Raw genomic sequence first — 18,580 nt, forward strand, 5'->3', positions numbered from 1 at the left:
ATCCTTCCAGACGCCGAGCCAAACTTCAAATAAAGAATACAGGCCAGAATACTAAGTACTCATTATCTCTCCAGGGAACTCCGCTGAGGCGGACTCTTCATCAGCTCAAGGAAAAGCTTGTTGAATCGCGGCAAATCAAGGTCCGTCTGTACGTGTACGGCCTGTAAATCGAGTCGAGGCTTGTCGTCTTCAGTCCACGTGAGTGTGTCTCCATAAAACGGGCCGCGAGTCAGATCGACATCGACATACAGTTTCTCCTCTTTTGTGATAATCCCGGGATCGAGCCACGCAGCTGCTGCAAGTTCATCCCATAAGTAATAGAACTCGCCCGTGTAATCTGCGAGATACTTCGCGGCAGGGTTAGGGGAGCTGGCGATATCATCAAGCATCGCCTTCGTAAAATCCGTTTTTATCGAGATGTCCACCGTAGTCAGGTCGATGCGCGGCCAATGCGCTCGCAGCGTAATATGCGCAGCCTCAGGATCGAACCAGAAGTTAAACTCGTGGCGCGGATCGTTGACGAACTCAGGATCCCTCGTCTGCGGACTCAAACTGCCTCCCATAATCACGATGCCCTGCGTCAGTTCGGCGAAGTGCGGGTCGATCGAGATCGCAAGCGCAATGTTCGTCAGCGGACCGGCCGCGTAGATCGTGACCTGATGCGGATGCGCATGCACCTGACGAATAAGAAAGTGCGCTGCATCTTCGGCCAACGGCTTTATCGTGGGCTCACCTTCTTTCAGCTTAGGCAGTACGTAAGGGTCATGGTAAGGCTGGGCACTCGTCTTCGCTGCCAGATCTCCCCACGCTCCGTACCAGGGGAGGGTGCCGTTCAACTGCCGCTGAATCTTCGTCTCCTCGTCCGTCCGTACCAAAGGAAAGATCGCTCCCGGAACCACCGGAACATCCGTGCGATGGATCAGTTCGAGCATGCGCAGCGTGTGCTGCACCTCCTCTGGCTCCCACGCGTTTCCGCTCACCATCGTGATGCCAAGCACCTCCGCCTTCGGAGATTGCAGCAGCACCATCATCGCCATCTGATTGGAGCCACCTGGACCGGAGCCATCCTGATCGATCAAGACCATGCGCCTGCCCTCGGCGCTTCCGAACTGTGAGATCAAGCCGCCAAAGAGCACGACGAAGAACAGAGAAAGTTTTCGAGTCATGGTCAGCACAGATTACCAGCCCATACGAGGCTCGACGGCAAAACAATAGGCTCTCCTCGCATCTGCCATTATCTTTAAAGCAACATGCGCCGACCCCAGCTCTACCTGCTGCTTCCACTGGCTCTTCTATTCTCGGCATCCAGCTCTTCCTCCGCCATCGAGGTCAAGGTCTCTGCGCAAGCGCTGGAACGCACCTTGCGGGCCCAACTCTTCAATGGCCCACAAGGCCGCTACTACATTCGCGGAGACGCCACCTCTCCCTGTTATGTCTACGCAGAATCGCCCCACGTCACCTTCATGCAGGATCGCATCGTCGTCCACGTTCACGCGAAATCGAAGCTAGGCACATCCGTTCACGGCACCTGCCTCGGCGTCTCGCTCACCACCGACACCGACGTATCGCTCATCCCCGAAGCTGAAGAGGAGAGCATTGGATTTCGCGACGCACGAATCGAGCGACTCAGCGAATCCCGCGAACTGAACTTCGTCCTCGCGCCCTTTCTGAGCCACAAGGTTCCCGCTCAAATGAAGGTCAACGCAGCCGTATTAATGCGTCAGCTCCTCAGCCGCTCCACCGAAACCACCGGCTACGCTCTCTCGCTCGACTCGCTGAAGCTGCACTCCCTCCTCGTCGAAGGAGAATCTCTGGTCATGGACGCCGACGCCAACCTGAAAGTCAACTAACTTCGATGACCACTATTTCTGTGGAGCCAGCGGAGCAGGTGTCATCGCAGGAGCTGGCAATGGCCGCCGCACCTCTTCCGCTCCAGCGGGAGACGGAGCACCATTCAGCGTCGTCGGCTCTCCCGGTATCACCTCGACAGCAGCATCCTTCGGCGCCTTGAACCGTCCATCCGTCAGATAAGCCACCACAAATCCAGCCGCCACCTCAGGATTCAAGATCGCCAGCGGCACAACATACTTCTTCGACTTCACCACCGCCTCCAGCACGCCGTCGATTGGATGACTTCGCTTAATACTTCCCGGAACCTGCGGGATCATGAACGTCGAAAACTTCAAATCAGGATGCTGATCGGCATACTTCGTCAGCGATCGCGCCACTTGTTTCGGCGTCGTAATTCCCAGGTCGGAAAAGAAATTCCGATGCACGCTGTGCGGATAATAAACATCCAGCAACGTCCGCGAGAAATCGGCGCAGTTATGAAACAGCAGATTGAAATGCCCAACATTCCGGTTGTCGTTGAACTGATCCATGAACTGCTCATCTTCCTCTGCGGTTGTCTGAATCTGAAAGCCGTAGATCCTGCGGTCGTACGACGCCCCCACAAGCTGAGTCCATTCGCCTCCCGGAGCTTCGCCTGCCTTCTTACCCTTTTCAACATCGGGCGCAAGCGCAAGCAGATGGTCTCGCCTGTATTGATCGCGTAAGCTCACTTCAAGCGCGGCGTCCGCGGCCTTCGGCACATCCTCCACCCGCTCCACCGCATAAAGATACGGCACCAACGGAATAGCCAGCCAATCGTAGCCATCGATCTTGTGATAGCGGCTGATCACCGCACCGGGCTCGCCTGCTCGACAGGGCCGCAGCAAAGTCGGCGACTCCGCGCAAATGTGATTCAGATAAATTGCCGCGTGGCCAGTTGGATTGAACGCCCCAAACTCACCGTAGGGCTCTTCCATCAGCAGCGCCGCATCTGCTCGAGCCCGAACTCCTCCCATCGCCAACGCCGAAATTACAAGCGCCGTCACACAGGCGCGTATCTTTCCCATCCCAAACCCCTCTGCACCAAATCTCTCTACGCCCGATGTAAGCGACAAAGCTCATCGACCCAAACACCTATTTTCGCAGGAGGTTATGCCCCTTTTCACACAGGTCCTAAATAAGGATTAGAGGTTGAAAAGGGGCTGCAGAGTTGTAGCGTCAGCTAGAAAGAAACCCTGGCTCCAAACTGGAACTGACGAGGATCAGACGCAGCAGTCGGCGTACCCGCTGCGGTGTAGAGCAGATTCACATCCAGTGTGTTGTTCTTGTTGATCAAGTTGAAGACGTCCGCTGTAACTTGCAGCGCGATCTCATGCGGAAACGTGAACGCCTTCGCAATGCGAAGATCCGTAAACACGGTATAAGGCTTTACGCCGACATTGCGGCCAAGGTTCCCGGCATAGTAGCTGCTTGTCGGACCTGCATCCGCTGGTGCATCTGCATAGCACGGTAGATTGAAAGCCCCCGTCGGAGAGTACTTCGACAGCACCGGGGCCGTACCGCAGCTCGTGGTCGCACTCCCCGGCGCAACCGCGTTAGGCCGATCCGTAAGCGGATCGAAGTCAAAGTTCGTATCCGTTCCTGTCAGAACATTGAATGGTCTGCCCGAGGAGATTTCAAAGATCGGCGCAATCGTAAAACCGGAGAGCGCCGTCGGAAAGAATCCCGCCCCACCAAGATGGCCGGTGTTATAAACCCCCGAAAGCACCAGACGATGCCGTTGATCGAAAGTCGAGTTGCTTCGCTCTGCATTCGGATCGAAGTTGCTCTGCGGCGCATCCGACGTGGACACAACGTCGGTAGAGTCGTCGATAGCGTGCGACCACGTGTAGCTGACCAGGAACTCGAAATTTGTGGTGTAGCGCTTTCGCAGATTCACGCTCAGAGCGTTATAGCTCGACGTTCCGGTCGTCAAGTTAGGTGTCATATCGCCGAAGGGAACTGGAATACCCACGCCAAGCCCATCGGCCGCTGCAATCTCGCTGGCCAGCGCAACACACTGACCGCCCCCCACGTTGGGGTTCGCAAGGAAGGTCGCCAGCGAAGTGTTCAGCCCGGACTTGCGGAAAAAGTTCAACAGAGCCGGTGTAACGTATGGTCCCGTAGGGCCGTTACCGCAGGGGTTGACCCCAGCCGCGGTTCCGACCGTCAACGGATTCGACGTAGGACCTGCAGTCCCAGGAGCTGCCATCCCTGCTTTCACCGCATTCACTGCATTGCGCCAGTTTGCGGTCAGCAGTTGCGGATTCACCGGATTGACGTTGACAGGCCGATTCAGGTGCCGTCCACCCGTCGAATTGAAGGCAACATTCAACGACATATCGTGACCGAGATCCTTCTCCACACCAAACGAAATCTGCTGCACATAAGGTGTCACGTAGTGCAGATCTGCGGGCAGACCAGAAGGAAGAATCGCCAGTGGAAATCCGGCCGCCAAAAAGTTCTGGTTGACGAAGACTGAATTCGAATTGTTAGGATCGAACCGCTGTTGACTCGCAATGTAGTTAACCCCAGCCGCGGCCGCACCAAGGCAATTCGGATTTCCCAGCGACCCCTGAAATGCGTTGGTAGCGTTCAAATTCAGCGGACTCGCAGCGGCATTCGGACTGGCGACGCTGCAGGGAGAACCGCCGCCAAGAATTACCAGCGGAACCTTCGTCGAGTTAAAACTGGTCGACTGCGACTCAAGATTTCCCGGTGCCCGATCGTAAAACAGCCCATAGTTCGCGCGAATTACTGTCTTCGCATCTCCGCGCACGTCATACGCAATCCCAACACGTGGCGCGAAGTTCGTAGCCGCCAGCCGGATACCCTCACGAACGCCGTAAAGTCTCTCAGCGTCATTCGTGTTTTCATTCAGAGCCAGTTGCGTCGGAAACGCCTCCACGTCATATCGAATCCCGAGGTTCAACGTCATCCTGCTGGTCGCGCGCCAGCTATCCTGCAGGAACCAGCCAAGCGTCTTCAGGTCGTACTTATAGGTCGTCTGTCCAATGCCCTGCGCGAACGACTGTGGAATCCCGAGCCCATACGCCTGAACTGCAGAGAAACCCGGTAGCCCCTCAAGCAACGGCGAAACATCTGTAGCGTTCAAGCCTGCAAACGTGTAGTCGCCTCCACCATAAAGCTGCCCCTGCAGCAGATTAATCGGAATATACCGAAGGTCCACGCCCATCTTGAGCGTGTGCGACCCGACGGTATACGTAAAGTTGTCTTGCAACTGATTCTGATTCTCAATCCGATCCACAACTGAAAACGGTGTCTTCCCAAAATACGCATAGCCCGGAATATTCACCGCTGTGTTGTCGCCCCCCGGCGAATTGGTATTCGCAAATCGCACCGGATGCCGCGCATATTGAAAGCGTAGGTCATTCACCTTGTTGTTGCCGAAGATTGTCGTGTACTGACCGGCGATCGCAAAATCGTGCAGACTCTGCGTGGCCGTGCGCGAGAAGGAGTTCTCTCCGAGATTCTGGTTCGCCGCACTCTCTTCGATTCCAGTAATGTAGCTCGGGCTCACGCTCGCATGCAGAACAAGCTGTTGATTGCTCGTCAACTTGTGATCGATTCGCAACGAGTAAACCTCGGTCTTTTCCGTGACTGGAAAATTCCCGATCAGACTGTTGAGCGGCGTAAACGATGCAGGCGTCGCCTGGCCCGATGTGACAAAATTCCTCGGACCGATCGTCGACTGCAGAAACGCAGGATTCTGCCCGGTCGTTGCCAACGACGATCCTGATCCAACCAGAGCGATGTATTGCTGTATCCCCGGCGTATTGGCTGGAATTCCGGCATTCTGCAGAAACGCCTGCTGCTCCGGCGTTCCCTGAATCGTAAGAGCCCCACCCGGAACCCCGTAGAACCGGCTCACATCGATGTTCGTCAAGCCGAAGTTGTTCGATCCGATATCCGAAAAACCTGTCTCCTGCCGCCGTGTAATCTCGGTCGAAAAGAAGTAGAACGTCTTATCGGGAACGATCGCGCCGCCAATCGTAAGACCCGCCTGAACCCGCGTATAAGCCGGCTGGTACACGGTCGAAAACGGATTTGTGGCCTGGATATAGCGATTGCGCAGAAACCCGAACGCGCTCCCATGCGTGGCATTTGTGCCTGATTTAGTCACAATATTCACCACGCCGCCCGACGCTCTGCCATACTCCGCCGCAAAGCCGTTCGTGATGATCTGGAACTCCTGCACAGCATCCTGCGACACCGTCGTTCGCGTGCCGCCAGAGATGTAATCCCCCGCATCGGCCCCATCGACGTTGATCGAATTTGAACGTGCCCGAACGCCGCCGAAATTCAGCCCCGAGGTCGGAATCGCGCCAATTGAAGGCGCTGCGTCCCGCGCAATCTGCGAATTCGTCAGCGTGAAGTTGATGTAGTTACGCCCGTTCGTAGGCAGGTTGTCGATGCGAAGTTCGTCGACCGTAGTGGACTGCGAGCTCCGTTGCGTTTCGATGATGTCGGCGCCCGAACTCACCGTCACAACCTGCGTCGTCCCCACCGTTAGTGAGAGAGGAAGCTCACCCTGTTCTCCGGTGGTCAAAACTACATTCTGGCTGATGTACTTGTTGAACCCCTTCGCCGTCGCCTCCACAGCATAGGTCCCCGGGGGTAACAGCAGCAGGCGGTAGTTTCCTTGCGCGTCCGTAGTCGTCGTTCGGGAGAAGCCCTTCGAGTCATCTGTGATCGTGACCGTCGCGTTGGGAATCACAGCTCCGGTCTGGTCATGAACCGTGCCGTTGAGTTGCGCCGTTGAGATGTTTTGAGCCCATAGACCGGTGGAAAAAGAGCACACCAGAAGAAGAACAGCGGCCAGAGCGTTGAAGACAAAAAGCCGCGAATTGACTTTGAACATGCGTGTTGCTCCCCGTTGTGTCAGCAGGCCCCAACTCATTTGGCAACGGCCTGACTGACAACTTTAACGACGCGATGTTCTACATGAATGACCATTCAGTACGCAAGAGGAAACCGGACACCCTGCATTTAACTGATCAATCCCCTTGAGCGAACAGTCTCCAACGTCACATGTTTTGTGGATTTTGCACGCTCTCCCAACTCCCGCCGCGGTGATCCCCGCCAGTCACCCACCGCCACGTGCAAAACGGGACCCACATGTCACGCATTAGAGCGCTACCGCAATCCAACCGAGTCAATAACGACATGGTGAGACAGCGACCGGCCTGCTTCACCCTCAGATCCCGTTCGGTAAAACGGAAAGACTAATTGCGAGTGACACCCAACTGCTTCCCAGCCGAAGTCTGCAGCCCCCACGCCATACGCGGCGTATTGTGCGCCATCCCCACCCGGCCATCCGGCCCCAGCAGAATAATCCCGCCATGCCCACCCAGACGATTGAACAGATAATCGATCGCCTCATGAGCAGCCTCATCAGGACTTGCCCCGCCCGCCACTCGATCCACCGCCCACTTACCCAGCACCAGCTTCATAATCGGCTCGCCCCAACCGGTCAGCGACACAGCCGCCGAAAGATTGTCGGCATAACAGCCACATCCAATCAATGAAGAATCCCCCACGCGGCCCGGAGCCTTATTCAGCGTCCCGCCCGTGCTCGTCCCAGCAGCAATATTGCCGTGAACATCGAGCGCCACCGCCCCCACCGTATCGTGCGATTCAAGACTCCCCGAAAAAGTCACATCCGGCAGCCCCGCCAGTTCGTCCGCCTGAGCCTTATACAGCCGCTCCCGCTCCCGCGGCACCACAAGATCAGAGTTGTCGCAAAGCGTCATCCCATGTTGTCGTGCAAACCTCTCAGCCCCTACCCCGACAAAATAAACATGCGGCGACTCATCCAGCACCAACCGCGCTGCCCGTATCGGATTCCGCAGCCGTTCCACGCACGCCACACCGCCGGTACGAAGATTCTCCCCATTCATCAGCAGAGCATCCATTTGCACCCGGCCATCCTGCGTCAGAAACGATCCACGACCCGCGTCGAACGTGTCGTCATCCTCCATCACCGCAACCGCAGCCTCCACAGCATCCACCGCCGCAGCGCCTCGTTCCAACAACGCATAACCGGCAGCAAGCGCATTCGCGATGCCATCCTCGTGAGCAGCAATGGCATCGTCAGGCATCGCCCACGCACCGCCATGAATTAACAGAACTGGTTGAACACTCATCGCATCTCAAGTCTACGGGATTCACCTCTCCAGTTTTCAAATCAACACCAGCTCGTCGTAGCACCAAACAAATCGAGGAATCAAATGGCAAAGACAATCGCTGACTTAATCGTGGAAACCCTGAAGAACGCTGGCGTCAAGCGCGTCTACGGTCTTCCTGGCGACTCTCTCAACGGATTTACCGACGCGCTTCGCCGAGACGGCACCATGGAATGGATCCACGTGCGCAACGAAGAGGTCGCTGCCTTCGCCGCCGGAGCAGACGCCCACCTCACCGGCACCCTCGCAGTCTGCGCCGCAAGCTGCGGCCCCGGCAATCTTCACCTCATCAACGGCCTCTTCGACTGCCATCGCAACCGCGTGCCTGTACTCGCCATCGCCGCCCACATCCCCAGCACCGAGATCGGCTCCAACTACTTTCAGGAGACTCATCCGCAAAATCTCTTCAAGGAGTGCAGCGACTACTGCGAAATGGTCGGGATCCCCGAACAGATGCCGCGCGTCCTCGAGATCGCCATGCGCACCGCCATCAATCTCTCCGGCGTTTCTGTCGTGGTAATCCCCGGCGACGTCGCCCTCCACAGCGCCCCCTCCGAGTCCAACTCCGCCCCCATCAGGCTTGCCCGTCCGGTCATACGCCCCAACGACGACGAACTTCGCGATGCCGCCGAAATCCTCAACGCAGGAGCCAAAGTCACGATTCTCGGCGGAGCGGGCTGCAAGGACGCACACAAAGAGCTCATCGCAACCGCAGAGGCATTGAAATCACCTATCGTCCACGCCCTCCGCGGCAAGGAGTACATCGAGTACGACAATCCCTACGACGTAGGCCTCACCGGTCTCATCGGCTTCAGCTCCGGCTATCACGCGATGGAAGACTGCGACGTCCTGCTGATGTTAGGCACTGACTTTCCCTATGTGCAGTTCTTCCCCAAACGCGCAAAGGTCATTCAGATCGACCTTCGTGGCAACCAGATTGGCCGTCGCGCCAAAGTCGATCTTGGTCTCATCGGCTCCATCAAAGAGACCCTCTCCGCTCTCCTACCTCTGCTTACGACAAAGACCGACCGAGCCCACCTCGACGCCAAGACAAAAGACTACAAAAAAGTTCGCGAAGGTCTCACCGAGTTGGCCGGTCCCGACGGAGACACGACCCCCATCCATCCGCAATACGTCGCAAAACTCATCGACCAACTCGCAGCCGATGACGCCATCTTCACCTGCGACGTAGGTACGCCCACCGTCTGGTCCGCCCGCTACCTCGCCATGAACGGACGCCGTCGTCTCCTCGGCTCCTTCAACCACGGATCAATGGCCTGCGCCGTCCCCCAGGCCATCGGCGCCCAATCAGCATTCCCCAACCGTCAAGTCGTCACGCTCTCCGGCGACGGTGGCCTGGCCATGATGCTCGGCGATCTCCTCACCCTTCGCCAGCAAAAGCTACCAATCAAAATGGTCGTCTTCAATAACGGTGCTCTTGCCTTCGTCGAACTCGAGATGAAGGCCGGAGGCATCGTCACCTACGCCACCGATCTCGACAACCCAAGCTTCGCCGCTCTCGCCAATTCAATTGGCATTCAAGGCGTTCGCGTAGAGAAACCAAGCGAACTCGAGTCGGCGCTAAAAACCGCCTTTGCAACTTCGGGCCCTGCATTGGTCGAAGTGATGGTGAATCGTCTCGAACTCTCCATGCCGCCGCACATCAGCCTCGAGCAGATGAAAGGCTTCTCTCTCTACATGGCAAAGAGTGTTCTCAGCGGACGCGGCGACGAGATCATCGACCTCGCAAAGACAAACGTAATCCAGCGACTTCTGTCGTAGTGCGAATCGCTAGCCTCTCCCATAGGTCGGTTGAGATCCTTCCGCCGACCATCGGGAAGCCCGGGGCGAGGCCGGTATACAAGTCACGAAGTGACCGCCGCCCGCGCAGGGCGCGCCTTAAGGCATTTACTTCGTCTGCGTAATCAGCTTCTTCCTGCGCTCAGTCTCGACATAGGTGTAGCGGATGCGGTGAATCACCGTCAGCGTAGCAAACAGCGCCAGCACCCACAGCGCCGGAGCCATAACGCCCCACCGATTACACAACGCCCCCAGGATCACGCAAACAATCCGCTCAGGCCGCTCCATAAACCCGACCTTGCACGTCCCAATCAGCGCCTCAGCCCGCGCCCGCGTATAGCTCACCATCACGCACGCCGTCATCACAAACGCTACCAGCCCCACATAAAACAACCGGTTGCCGCGCGCGTAATAAATCAGTAGCCCAAAGAAAATCGCGACATCCGAGTAGCGGTCCATCACCGAATCAAAGAACGCGCCGAACACCGAAACCTGGTTCGTCTTCCGCGCCACCCGTCCGTCGACCATGTCGAAGACGCCCGCTCCAATGATGATCAACCCAGCGTACAAGAACATCCGGTTGGCATTATTGGGGCGCGCAAATCCAAAAAAACACGCGGCGATGATGTTGATCACCAGTCCAATAAACGTCAGTGCGTTAGGCGAGATGCGGGTCAGCGCAAGGCCGTTCACGATCTTCTGCAGCAGCCAGCCGCTGCCTTTGCCGAATGCGCTTGTCCAGGTCAAAAACTAATCCTCAGGGGAGAAGACCCCGCTTTTTACCGCTTTCTTGATACCACATCGCAACGTGTGTAGGACACCGTCGACGCCTTGAGTTACTCTCCGTCGGCGACGTCGTGAATGGTCAACAGCTTCAGGATCTCAAGTTCGCGCTTGCCGTTCGGCGTAATCACCGTCGCCGTATCGCCAACCTGCTTCCCCAGCAACGACCGTCCAATCGGCGAAGTCGTTGAGATCAACCCCTTGGCCACATCGGACTCTTCACTCGTAACCAGCTGATATTTGATCTCTTCGTCCTTGCTTGAGTCGAAGACCGTTACGTGCGAGCCAAACCCAACCTTGTCATTAGGGATATTGACCAGGTTCACCATGGCAAGTTCGCCCATCCGCTTCTTCAACTGCCCCAGTCGGGCATTGACGAAAACCTGGCGCTGCTTGGCCATGTGGTATTCGGCGTTTTCACTCAGGTCGCCCAGTGCGACGGCCTTCTTAATCTCTGCAGGAAGTTCAGTCGTGAGTTCGTGCTCCAACAACTTAATCTCTTCTGCAAGCCTCTTCTTTACTTGTTCTGGCATGGGGCCTTCCGGTTAAAACTAGGCGAGCGCGCTCGCCTTATCGCAGCAGCGCACTCTGGTCAAAACTCGATTATACGATGGCGCAAGATCAAACCCCAATTACGTGGCCTCGCCGCCGCTGCCCGACGACCCCAGCGCCCGGCCCCGTTCATTCGCTCTAGCCTCAAGAAAAGACTGCAAAATCAACACCGCCGCCACCTGGTCGATGATCCCCTTGCGCCCCATCGCCGCATGTCCGGCATCATCCAGGTGACGGTGAGCCTGCGTCGTGGTCAGCCGCTCATCCCACAGATGCACCGTCAGGCCAAACTCCGTCCTCAGATCCTCCGCAAACGCCTGCGCCTTCGCAGCCTGCGGGCTCTGGTCCCCCGACATATACAACGGATTGCCCACCACCGCCTCGGTCACCCCATGCTTGCGGAGCACCCGCGCCACCGACTTCAAATCCGCTCGCCGCCCCGTCCGATGCAGCGTAAACAGAGGCTGCGCCGTATATCCCAGCGGGTCCGAGATCGCCAATCCAATCCGCCGGTCGCCCACGTCGAACCCAAGCACGCGAGCCACCAGCGCCCCCGTCGACTCCGAAGACCCCGACCCAACATCCTCGGCGTCCTCATCTACCCTCGGATTCTCATCGGTAGTCACGAATTTGAGTCTACTTGGTCACCGCCTCCCCAGCTCAGCCGTAAAATGGAGCGACGACGCGACTGACTCGCAGCCCGGCAACCCTAACCACAGCCTGCAGCTAAGCCCTGATCACTAAGCTCTAAGTCTCAAACCCGGAGGCATCCCCTTGAAGTTTCTCGGTACCCTTCTGCTGCTTCTGCTCATCGTCGCAGCCGTCGCCGCCGGCGTTATCTACCTTCCCTACGGCCCCACCACCGAGACCTTCGTCGACATAGCCCCCGGCACCAGCACAGAATCCATCGCAGCCCAACTCGAGCGCAGCGGCGTCATCCGCAGCCGTTACGGCTTCTATCTCCTCCGCCTCACCAAAGGTGGCCGTCTCCAGGCAGGCGAGTATCGCTTCGATCGCAAGCTCCCCATGCCCGACGTCTACCAGCACATCCTCCACGGCGACATCTACACCCGCCCCCTCACCATCCCCGAAGGCTTCAACATCTTCGACATCGCCCAGGCAGTCCAGGACGCCGGCTTCGGCTCCCGCGACGCCTTCCTCGCCGCCGAACGCCAGCACACCGAGCTCATCGCCGCCTGGACCGACGGCCCAACCCCCGCCTCTCTCGAAGGTTATCTCTTCCCCGACACCTACCAGTTCTCCCGCCACGCCACCCCGCTCCAGATCCTCTCCGCCATGGTCCGCCGCTTTCACCAGGAGACCGCACAGCTAGGCCTCATCCACGACGTGTCCCACACCGTCATCATGGCCTCCCTCATCGAAAAGGAGGTCAGCCAGGATGCCGAACGCCCCCTCGTGGCCGGCGTCTTCGTCAACCGCCTCGCCAAAGGCATCCCCCTCGCCACCGACCCCACCGTCATCTACGCCGCCCTGCTCGACAACCGCTGGCGCGGCACCATCTACGCCTCCGACCTGCAATCCCCGTCGCCCTACAACACCTACAAACACGCCGGTCTCCCCCCCGGACCCATCGCCAACCCCGGCATCGCCGCCCTCCGCGCAGCCATGCGCCCCACCCGCACCGACTACCTCTACTTCGTCAGCGACGCCGCCGGCCACACCCGCTTCTCCGCCACCCTCCAGGAGCACGCCCAACAGGTCCAGTCCTACCGCCAGGCCCAAAAACACTAGCACCCCCGAATCAGCGTTTCGCCCCAGCTAACTTCCGTTCAGCCTTCAACTTTGAGAAACACTTCGGAACCCCAACACATCCAAACCGTATAGAAATAATCGAGAGCGGACGCATCACGGCCCCCAGCAAGAGCATCCGAGCCGGGAAAGATATACTTGAAGTTTGTGCTCATGAGGATAAGACAAGCGGCGGCGATGGCAATCATTGGGCTGGCTCCGGCGCTCACCGGATGCCTGACCCATACCCGCATCGTCCCCAAGACCCGCCCCGCCGACGTCGTCCTCAACGCCGAGCTCGGTCAGCTCCTCAAGCAGGTCGATCAGCGCTTCGAAGCCGTCCAGACCATGAACGCGGCCATCGAAATCGTCGCCACCACCGGCGGCGGCCGCCAGGGCAAAGAAACCACCTACCCCAGCTTCGGCGGGTATATCTTCATCAGAAAGCCACAGGACCTTCGCGTCCTGCTCCGCGTGCCCTTTCTCGGTTCGGTGGCGCTCGACATGGTCAGCAACGGCAAAACCTGGAAGCTCTGGGTCCCCCGCCGCAACCTCGCCATGATCGGCACCAGCGAAGTCACCAAGCCCTCCACCAACGGCCTCGAAAACCTCCGCCCCGCCGTCTTCTTTGACTCGCTCCTCGTCCACGGTCTTGGGCCCGATCAGGTCGTCGTCCTCACCCAGGACACGCGAGTGGTCGCAAACGACAAGGACAAAAAGGACCTCGTCGAGGAGCAGGACTACGACCTCGAGTTTCTGGCTCAGCCTGAGGGCAAAACCGCCCATGCCGTCCGCGTCATTCACATCGGCCGCAATAACCTCCTGCCCTACCAGCAGGACATCTACGGCCCCGACGGCACCATCGTCACCCGCGCCTTCTACAGCAACTATCAGAAGTTCGGTGACACGCCCTTCCCCATGAAGATCGAGATCAGTCGCCCCCAGGACCAGTACAACCTCACCATCACCGTCACCAAGCTGACCCTCAATCAAAAACTCGAAGACGACCAGTTCGAGCTGAGAATCCCCGACACCGTCCCAGTCAAAAACATGGACTAGCTCCTTCCGCGCCGACTTCCAGTCATTGCCCGTTCTCCTCCCACATCCCAATAGCCCCATCATCTCCAACGAAGCGGAGAGACCCTATGTCTGTTCTTCACCTCTGCATGCGAACTCCAGTCACTGAATCGACAAATCTCCCTTCCGCATCCAAGTTCACGGTTCCGGTGCAAAAAGGTGACCCATGAAAGCGATGCAGCTCTATCAGTCTCCAGAAGGCGTCTCCCTCCACCTCGGCCGCGTCGCTGAACCCACGCCCGGCAAAGCAGAGGTTCTGATCCAGGTCCACGCCGCAGGAGTCACCCCTACCGAACTCGACTGGTACCCCACCACCCACTCCAAGGCTGGAGCCAAGCGCGAAAACGCCATCCCCGGCCACGAGTTCTCCGGCACCATCGTAGCCTTCGGCGAAGACGTCACCAGCTTCACCCTCGGCCAGTCTGTATACGGCATGAACGACTGGTTCGCCGAAGGAGCCACCGCCGAGTTCTGCCTCACCATCCCCACCAGCATCGCGCCTAAACCGGCCACTCTAACCCACGCCGAAGCCGCAACAATCCCCATCGGAGCCCTCACCGCATGGCAGGGCCTCTTCGACCACGCCAAACTCCAGCCCAAGCAGCGCGTCCTCATCCACGGAGGCGCCGGGGCCGTCGGCATCTTCGCCGTCCAGCTCGCGCACAACCACGGAGCCTACGTCATCGCCACCGCCTCCACCCCAACCCTCGATCTCGTCAAGCAGCTCGGCGCCGACGAGGTCATCGACTACAAAACCTCACGCTTCCAAGATCTCGTCCACGAAATCGACGTCGTCTTCGACACCGTAGGCGGCGAAACCCGCGACCTCTCCTGGCCCATTCTCAAACCCGAAGGCCGCATGATCACCATCGCCGCCGACGCAGAAACCAGCACCGACCCTCGCGCCAAGGAAAGCTTCTTCATCGTCGAGCCCAGCCAGACTCAACTCATAGAAATCGCAAAACTACTCGACGCCGGATCGCTGAAAACCTTCGTCAGCGCCGCCGTCCCACTAGACGACGCAGCGGCTGCCTACGCCAAAACCATCTCGCAAAAACTAGGCTACGGCAAAGTAGTCATCACCCTCGCCGACTAGTCCTCCGCCCAGCGCGCGCCAGCATCCGCCACCGTATACGAACCGCGCTTCGACCGCCCCTCGTTCTTCACTGCAGAAGCCAAGGCCCCCAGCAACAGCGCTCCTCCAGCATCCGCAAACACCGAGTAATTTAGCGGCCCTTTAATCCCCCCACTCCACGTCATCGCCAGCGCGAACAGCGCGAACAGTAAAGCCGCCCCATACGCGACATACTCCAGCTTGTATCCAATCAGCAGCCCCACCCCAAACACAACTTCGAACCCTGTCGCAATCCAAGCCAGCGCAGGAATCAGCGCCTTCGGCGCAAAGCTGTTCACCACTCCGCAATAAGCCACAAAGTGAGCCCAGTCCCCCCACGAAGCTCGAGGCGACCCATACGGCCCCCACAGCCCGAACCTGTCGGCCACAGCCGAAAGCAGCGTCATCGCCAGCGCAATGCGCCCCACCCACAAAGCAAACGTCACAACACGAGAAGCTCTCATATTCAGACACTCAGACCGCAACTTCAAATAAACCCATATCAGAACTGTCGCTATATTTCGGTGAAAGGCTAACTGGGGGTCCTCTTGATGACTGGCCCAGAGCCGCATCCAGGAGGCAACGGGATCATGTTTCCACCCTTCACGCCACCTTTGCCGTCGGGCATGTAGACCGGAAAGGATTCGCCATCTCCGAGATAGAAGATTGAAACGCTGGTGCGCACGGCAATCGCGTGTCCGTGCTTCTCGTAAGGTTTATATGTCCACTCCTTGATCGCTACCATCGCCGAGTCTTTCAGTTCGTCATACCCACTCACAAACTCCGCGTCACTCACTTTTCCTTTCTCATCGACGGCAACCTTCAGTATCACCATAGCGTTCGAGCACTTTTTTATTGCCCCCTCGGGCAACTTTGGCGCAACAACATGGTCCAGACGCTTAGCCATAACTGTTTCAGGAACCTCCACCGCTTTAGCGGAAGAGCCGCCATCCTGAGCAGAGCAGTTGGTCAGAGCGGAGACAAGCAACACGAGCCGAAATATAGAGCGGCAGTAGGTATGAACGGTCATTCCAGCCAACTATATCCCCTGTGGAGTTTCGAAATCAGTTCGGCTGTAAAGAAATCATCGCCGTTCCCGATAGAGGACTGGGGCGCGCGGCCGCCTATCAGCACCGTTTCCAAACAGGGAAACATTCGCAGTTACATAAAGTCCCGAAGCCCTGCCCGCTCCGCATGCACCACAATCGCCTCGTTGATCTCGAGCGCCAGCGCCAGCGCCGCGCGTCCATCCTCACCCGACACCACAGGCCTTGTGCGCTCACGCACAGCCTTCAAAAACGACTCAATCTCCAGTCGCAACGGCTCCCCCAACTCCACCGCCACCTTCTTCAGCGACAACCCCGCCGAAGGATGTCCTCCCGGAAGCGCCCCCGCCTGCTGCGCCTTCTCAGCCAACGCAGCCAACATCGCCGGATCCATTCCAGCCGCCGCAGTCACATCGATCATCAACAGGTCCTGCCGCGCAAAATCCAGCGACAAATACTGATGCGGCTGAAAGAATCGCAGCTTCCTCACCCGCTCCGTACTCACCCGGCTGGCCGTAAAGTTCGCGATACAGCCGTTCTCAAACTCCACCCGCACATTCGCAATATCCACCTTGCGCGACAGCACCGGAAGCCCCACAGCCCTTACCTCGCGCACCGGCGAAGCCACCAGGCTCAGCACAATGTCCAGATCATGAATCATCAGATCCAAAACCACATCCACATCAAGCGAACGCGGCGTAAAGATACTCAGCCGATGCGCCTCGAAGAACATCGGCTTATGCAGATGCGCCTTCGCCGCAGTCACAGCTGGATTAAACCGCTCCAGATGCCCAACCTGCACGATGCGCCCATGCTTCGCGGCCAACTCAAGAATCAAATCAGCATCCGCGAGACTCGCGGCCAGCGGCTTCTCAATCAGCAGATCCACACCAGCTGCCAACAGCGGCACAGCGGCGGAAGCATGATGCACCGTCGGCACACAAACCGATGCAGCATCGAGCCCGCCAACAGCGGCCAGGCAAGCCTCGATCGTCTCAAAGCCCGGCACGCCAAACTTCTCCGATGCCGCAGCCACAGCTACCGAATCACGGTCCACCACAGCCACAAGCTCGACCGCCTGCCCCGCCTGCTGAAGCTCCCGCAGCACCCGCAGATGGTTGCGCCCAAAGGCTCCCGCCCCAACCACTGCAACCCGCAGCGCCCGCGTATCCGCCACTATTTTTCGACCGGAGCCTCAACTGCCTCGCGGCAGCGGGCATACAGCTCGAGCAGGTGCGTCACCTGGTCATCACTCTTAGGCGAGCTCGGCAGACCAAAACCAGTCGATCCAGCGGACTTGCTTCCGACATTGGCCTGCGCTGCAACGAACTTAAGTAGATCGAGCGCGATATCTTCGGTACGGCGCGCCGTGCTGATGGATTCCATGAAATGTTTCCTCTCGGTGTCTCTCAGCTGATGTTAACGGCCCACATGCCATGCACGCAAATACGCCTCCTCACCTCAACGATAAACAGACGATAGACTTCTCCTCAGACACAAGCAGACGGAGGCAGACTTGGAATTTTGTGACGACGAATTCAGCGACGACGATCTGACGAACTTCGAAGCCCACGGCGCCACACTTCCTGCGAACCCAGACACCCAGGGTTACGTCGAACACAAGGGAGCCCAAATCTGGTACGCCACCTACGGCTCCGGCTCACCCGTCATCCTTCTCCACGGAGGCTTCGGACACAGCGGCAATTGGAGCTATCAGCTTCCCGACCTCTTCACTGCCGGGCACCGCGTCATCTTCATCGATAGCCGTGGACACGGCCGCAGTACGCGCGACGATCGCCCCTACTCCTACGAACTAATGGCCTCAGACGTCCTCGCCGTCATGGATACACTGCACCTCGAACGAGCAGCCCTCGTCGGTTGGAGTGACGGCGCCTGCATCGCTCTCATCCTCGCCGATCAAGCGCCCTTCCGCGTCGCCGGAGCCTTCTTCTTCGGGTGCAACATGGACCCCAGCGGCCTCAAACAAATCAACGAGCGCAACCCGCTCCTGCACCGCTGCCTCGGACGCCACGCAATGGACTACGCCCAGCTTTCACCGACGCCCGACCAGTTCAACGAGTTCGCCCACGCCGTCCGCATCATGATGAACACCCAACCCAACTACACCTCACAAGACCTCGCCAGAGTCAGTGTGCCCGTAGCCATTGTGCAAGCCGAACACGATGAGTTCATCAAGGACGAACACGCCGAGTACCTGGCTCGCACCATCCCCAACGCCAAGCTCATCATCCTCAAAGGCGTAAGCCACTTCGTACCGCTCCAGCGCCCACACATCTTCAACGCCGCCATGCTAGCTTTCATCACAGAAGTCCTGCCAGACAGGCCGAGCATGCGTGGGGCGGTCACCTTGTGACACGAATACG

General features: G+C 58.3%; 17 protein-coding genes. 6 read left to right on the top strand and 11 right to left on the bottom strand.

What is annotated here, in order from left to right:
- Positions 1-62: 62 nt before the first annotated feature.
- The gene (locus RBB77_RS02270; RefSeq protein ID WP_353064563.1) at positions 63-1,166 is read right to left on the bottom strand and encodes a nucleoside hydrolase; all 1,104 of its coding nucleotides are present in this window, start codon (positions 1,164-1,166) and stop codon (positions 63-65) included.
- Between the two features lie 84 nt (positions 1,167-1,250).
- On the opposite strand from RBB77_RS02270, the gene RBB77_RS02275 reads away from it, so the two are divergent.
- Positions 1,251-1,850, top strand: a complete 600-nt coding sequence (locus RBB77_RS02275; protein ID WP_353064564.1) for a hypothetical protein — start codon at positions 1,251-1,253, stop codon at positions 1,848-1,850.
- 12 nt (positions 1,851-1,862) lie between these two features.
- Here the strand turns inward: RBB77_RS02275 and RBB77_RS02280 are convergent, their stop codons facing one another.
- The 3 genes from RBB77_RS02280 to RBB77_RS02290 all read right to left on the bottom strand — a co-directional run bounded on the left by RBB77_RS02280 (position 1,863) and on the right by RBB77_RS02290 (position 8,036).
- Complete coding sequence (locus RBB77_RS02280; RefSeq protein WP_353064565.1) at positions 1,863-2,897, bottom strand: hypothetical protein; 1,035 nt, start codon at positions 2,895-2,897, stop codon at positions 1,863-1,865.
- A gap of 155 nt (positions 2,898-3,052) precedes the next feature.
- Positions 3,053-6,751, bottom strand: a complete 3,699-nt coding sequence (locus RBB77_RS02285) for a TonB-dependent receptor (protein ID WP_353064566.1) — start codon at positions 6,749-6,751, stop codon at positions 3,053-3,055.
- A 364-nt stretch (positions 6,752-7,115) separates the two neighbouring features.
- On the bottom strand, positions 7,116-8,036 hold the full coding sequence (locus RBB77_RS02290) for an isoaspartyl peptidase/L-asparaginase (protein ID WP_353064567.1): 921 nt from the start codon (positions 8,034-8,036) through the stop codon (positions 7,116-7,118).
- An 84-nt stretch (positions 8,037-8,120) separates the two neighbouring features.
- Between RBB77_RS02290 and poxB the strand changes: the two genes are divergently transcribed.
- The gene (gene poxB / locus RBB77_RS02295; RefSeq protein WP_353064568.1) at positions 8,121-9,857 is read left to right on the top strand and encodes a ubiquinone-dependent pyruvate dehydrogenase; all 1,737 of its coding nucleotides are present in this window, start codon (positions 8,121-8,123) and stop codon (positions 9,855-9,857) included.
- Between the two features lie 126 nt (positions 9,858-9,983).
- Here poxB and RBB77_RS02300 read toward each other — a convergent pair whose 3' ends face one another.
- The 3 genes from RBB77_RS02300 to ruvX form a co-directional block, all read right to left on the bottom strand.
- On the bottom strand, positions 9,984-10,622 hold the full coding sequence (locus RBB77_RS02300) for a CDP-alcohol phosphatidyltransferase family protein (protein ID WP_353064569.1): 639 nt from the start codon (positions 10,620-10,622) through the stop codon (positions 9,984-9,986).
- 89 nt (positions 10,623-10,711) lie between these two features.
- Positions 10,712-11,191: a GreA/GreB family elongation factor gene (locus RBB77_RS02305; RefSeq protein ID WP_353064570.1), complete on the bottom strand. Its 480-nt coding sequence runs from the start codon at positions 11,189-11,191 to the stop codon at positions 10,712-10,714.
- A 99-nt stretch (positions 11,192-11,290) separates the two neighbouring features.
- Entirely contained in the window at positions 11,291-11,836 is a 546-nt protein-coding gene (gene ruvX / locus RBB77_RS02310; RefSeq protein ID WP_353064571.1) for a Holliday junction resolvase RuvX, read from the bottom strand.
- A gap of 148 nt (positions 11,837-11,984) precedes the next feature.
- Here ruvX and mltG point away from each other — a divergent pair, with 148 nt between their 5' ends.
- The 3 genes from mltG (at position 11,985) to RBB77_RS02325 (ending at position 15,132) form a co-directional block, all read left to right on the top strand.
- Positions 11,985-12,962 carry an endolytic transglycosylase MltG gene (gene mltG, locus RBB77_RS02315; protein WP_353064572.1) on the top strand — a complete coding sequence of 326 codons (978 nt, stop codon included), beginning with the start codon at positions 11,985-11,987 and terminating at the stop codon, positions 12,960-12,962.
- Positions 12,963-13,133: 171 nt separating this feature from the next.
- Positions 13,134-14,018 carry a LolA family protein gene (locus tag RBB77_RS02320; RefSeq protein ID WP_353064573.1) on the top strand — a complete coding sequence of 295 codons (885 nt, stop codon included), beginning with the start codon at positions 13,134-13,136 and terminating at the stop codon, positions 14,016-14,018.
- Between the two features lie 184 nt (positions 14,019-14,202).
- On the top strand, positions 14,203-15,132 hold the full coding sequence (locus RBB77_RS02325; protein WP_353064574.1) for an NADP-dependent oxidoreductase: 930 nt from the start codon (positions 14,203-14,205) through the stop codon (positions 15,130-15,132).
- Here RBB77_RS02325 and RBB77_RS02330 read toward each other — a convergent pair.
- The 4 genes from RBB77_RS02330 to RBB77_RS02345 all read right to left on the bottom strand — a co-directional run bounded on the left by RBB77_RS02330 (position 15,129) and on the right by RBB77_RS02345 (position 17,582).
- Complete coding sequence (locus RBB77_RS02330; protein WP_353064575.1) at positions 15,129-15,614, bottom strand: hypothetical protein; 486 nt, start codon at positions 15,612-15,614, stop codon at positions 15,129-15,131. The two genes, RBB77_RS02325 and RBB77_RS02330, sit on opposite strands and share 4 nt — an antisense overlap.
- Positions 15,615-15,682: 68 nt before the next feature.
- The gene (locus RBB77_RS02335) at positions 15,683-16,057 is read right to left on the bottom strand and encodes an energy transducer TonB (protein WP_353064576.1); all 375 of its coding nucleotides are present in this window, start codon (positions 16,055-16,057) and stop codon (positions 15,683-15,685) included.
- 254 nt (positions 16,058-16,311) lie between these two features.
- Positions 16,312-17,373 (bottom strand): Gfo/Idh/MocA family oxidoreductase, encoded by a 1,062-nt coding sequence (locus tag RBB77_RS02340; RefSeq protein ID WP_353064577.1) that lies wholly within the window; start codon positions 17,371-17,373, stop codon positions 16,312-16,314.
- Complete coding sequence (locus RBB77_RS02345) at positions 17,373-17,582, bottom strand: hypothetical protein (RefSeq protein ID WP_353064578.1); 210 nt, start codon at positions 17,580-17,582, stop codon at positions 17,373-17,375. The genes RBB77_RS02340 and RBB77_RS02345 overlap by 1 nt, the downstream gene beginning before the upstream one ends.
- 130 nt (positions 17,583-17,712) lie before the next feature.
- Here RBB77_RS02345 and RBB77_RS02350 point away from each other — a divergent pair, with 130 nt between their 5' ends.
- Positions 17,713-18,570: an alpha/beta fold hydrolase gene (locus RBB77_RS02350; RefSeq protein ID WP_353064579.1), complete on the top strand. Its 858-nt coding sequence runs from the start codon at positions 17,713-17,715 to the stop codon at positions 18,568-18,570.
- The last annotated feature ends 10 nt before the right edge of the window (positions 18,571-18,580 follow it).

The sequence above is a fragment of the Tunturibacter psychrotolerans genome (assembly GCF_040359615.1).
GTDB lineage: Bacteria > Acidobacteriota > Terriglobia > Terriglobales > Acidobacteriaceae > Edaphobacter > Edaphobacter psychrotolerans.

Excerpts from the sequence above, each read along its gene's own strand:
- RBB77_RS02270 (WP_353064563.1), bottom strand. The coding sequence starts at position 1,166 with ATGACTCGAAAACTTTCTCTGTTCTTCGTCGTGCTCTTTGGCGGCTTG.
- RBB77_RS02305 (WP_353064570.1), bottom strand. The coding sequence starts at position 11,191 with ATGCCAGAACAAGTAAAGAAGAGGCTTGCAGAAGAGATTAAGTTGTTG.
- poxB (WP_353064568.1), top strand. The coding sequence starts at position 8,121 with ATGGCAAAGACAATCGCTGACTTAATCGTGGAAACCCTGAAGAACGCT.
- RBB77_RS02320 (WP_353064573.1), top strand. The coding sequence starts at position 13,134 with ATGAGGATAAGACAAGCGGCGGCGATGGCAATCATTGGGCTGGCTCCG.
- RBB77_RS02285 (WP_353064566.1), bottom strand. The coding sequence starts at position 6,751 with ATGTTCAAAGTCAATTCGCGGCTTTTTGTCTTCAACGCTCTGGCCGCT.
- RBB77_RS02345 (WP_353064578.1), bottom strand. The coding sequence starts at position 17,582 with ATGGAATCCATCAGCACGGCGCGCCGTACCGAAGATATCGCGCTCGAT.
- RBB77_RS02290 (WP_353064567.1), bottom strand. The coding sequence starts at position 8,036 with ATGAGTGTTCAACCAGTTCTGTTAATTCATGGCGGTGCGTGGGCGATG.
- RBB77_RS02325 (WP_353064574.1), top strand. The coding sequence starts at position 14,203 with ATGAAAGCGATGCAGCTCTATCAGTCTCCAGAAGGCGTCTCCCTCCAC.
- RBB77_RS02275 (WP_353064564.1), top strand. The coding sequence starts at position 1,251 with ATGCGCCGACCCCAGCTCTACCTGCTGCTTCCACTGGCTCTTCTATTC.
- RBB77_RS02280 (WP_353064565.1), bottom strand. The coding sequence starts at position 2,897 with ATGGGAAAGATACGCGCCTGTGTGACGGCGCTTGTAATTTCGGCGTTG.
- RBB77_RS02335 (WP_353064576.1), bottom strand. The coding sequence starts at position 16,057 with ATGGCTAAGCGTCTGGACCATGTTGTTGCGCCAAAGTTGCCCGAGGGG.
- RBB77_RS02330 (WP_353064575.1), bottom strand. The coding sequence starts at position 15,614 with ATGAGAGCTTCTCGTGTTGTGACGTTTGCTTTGTGGGTGGGGCGCATT.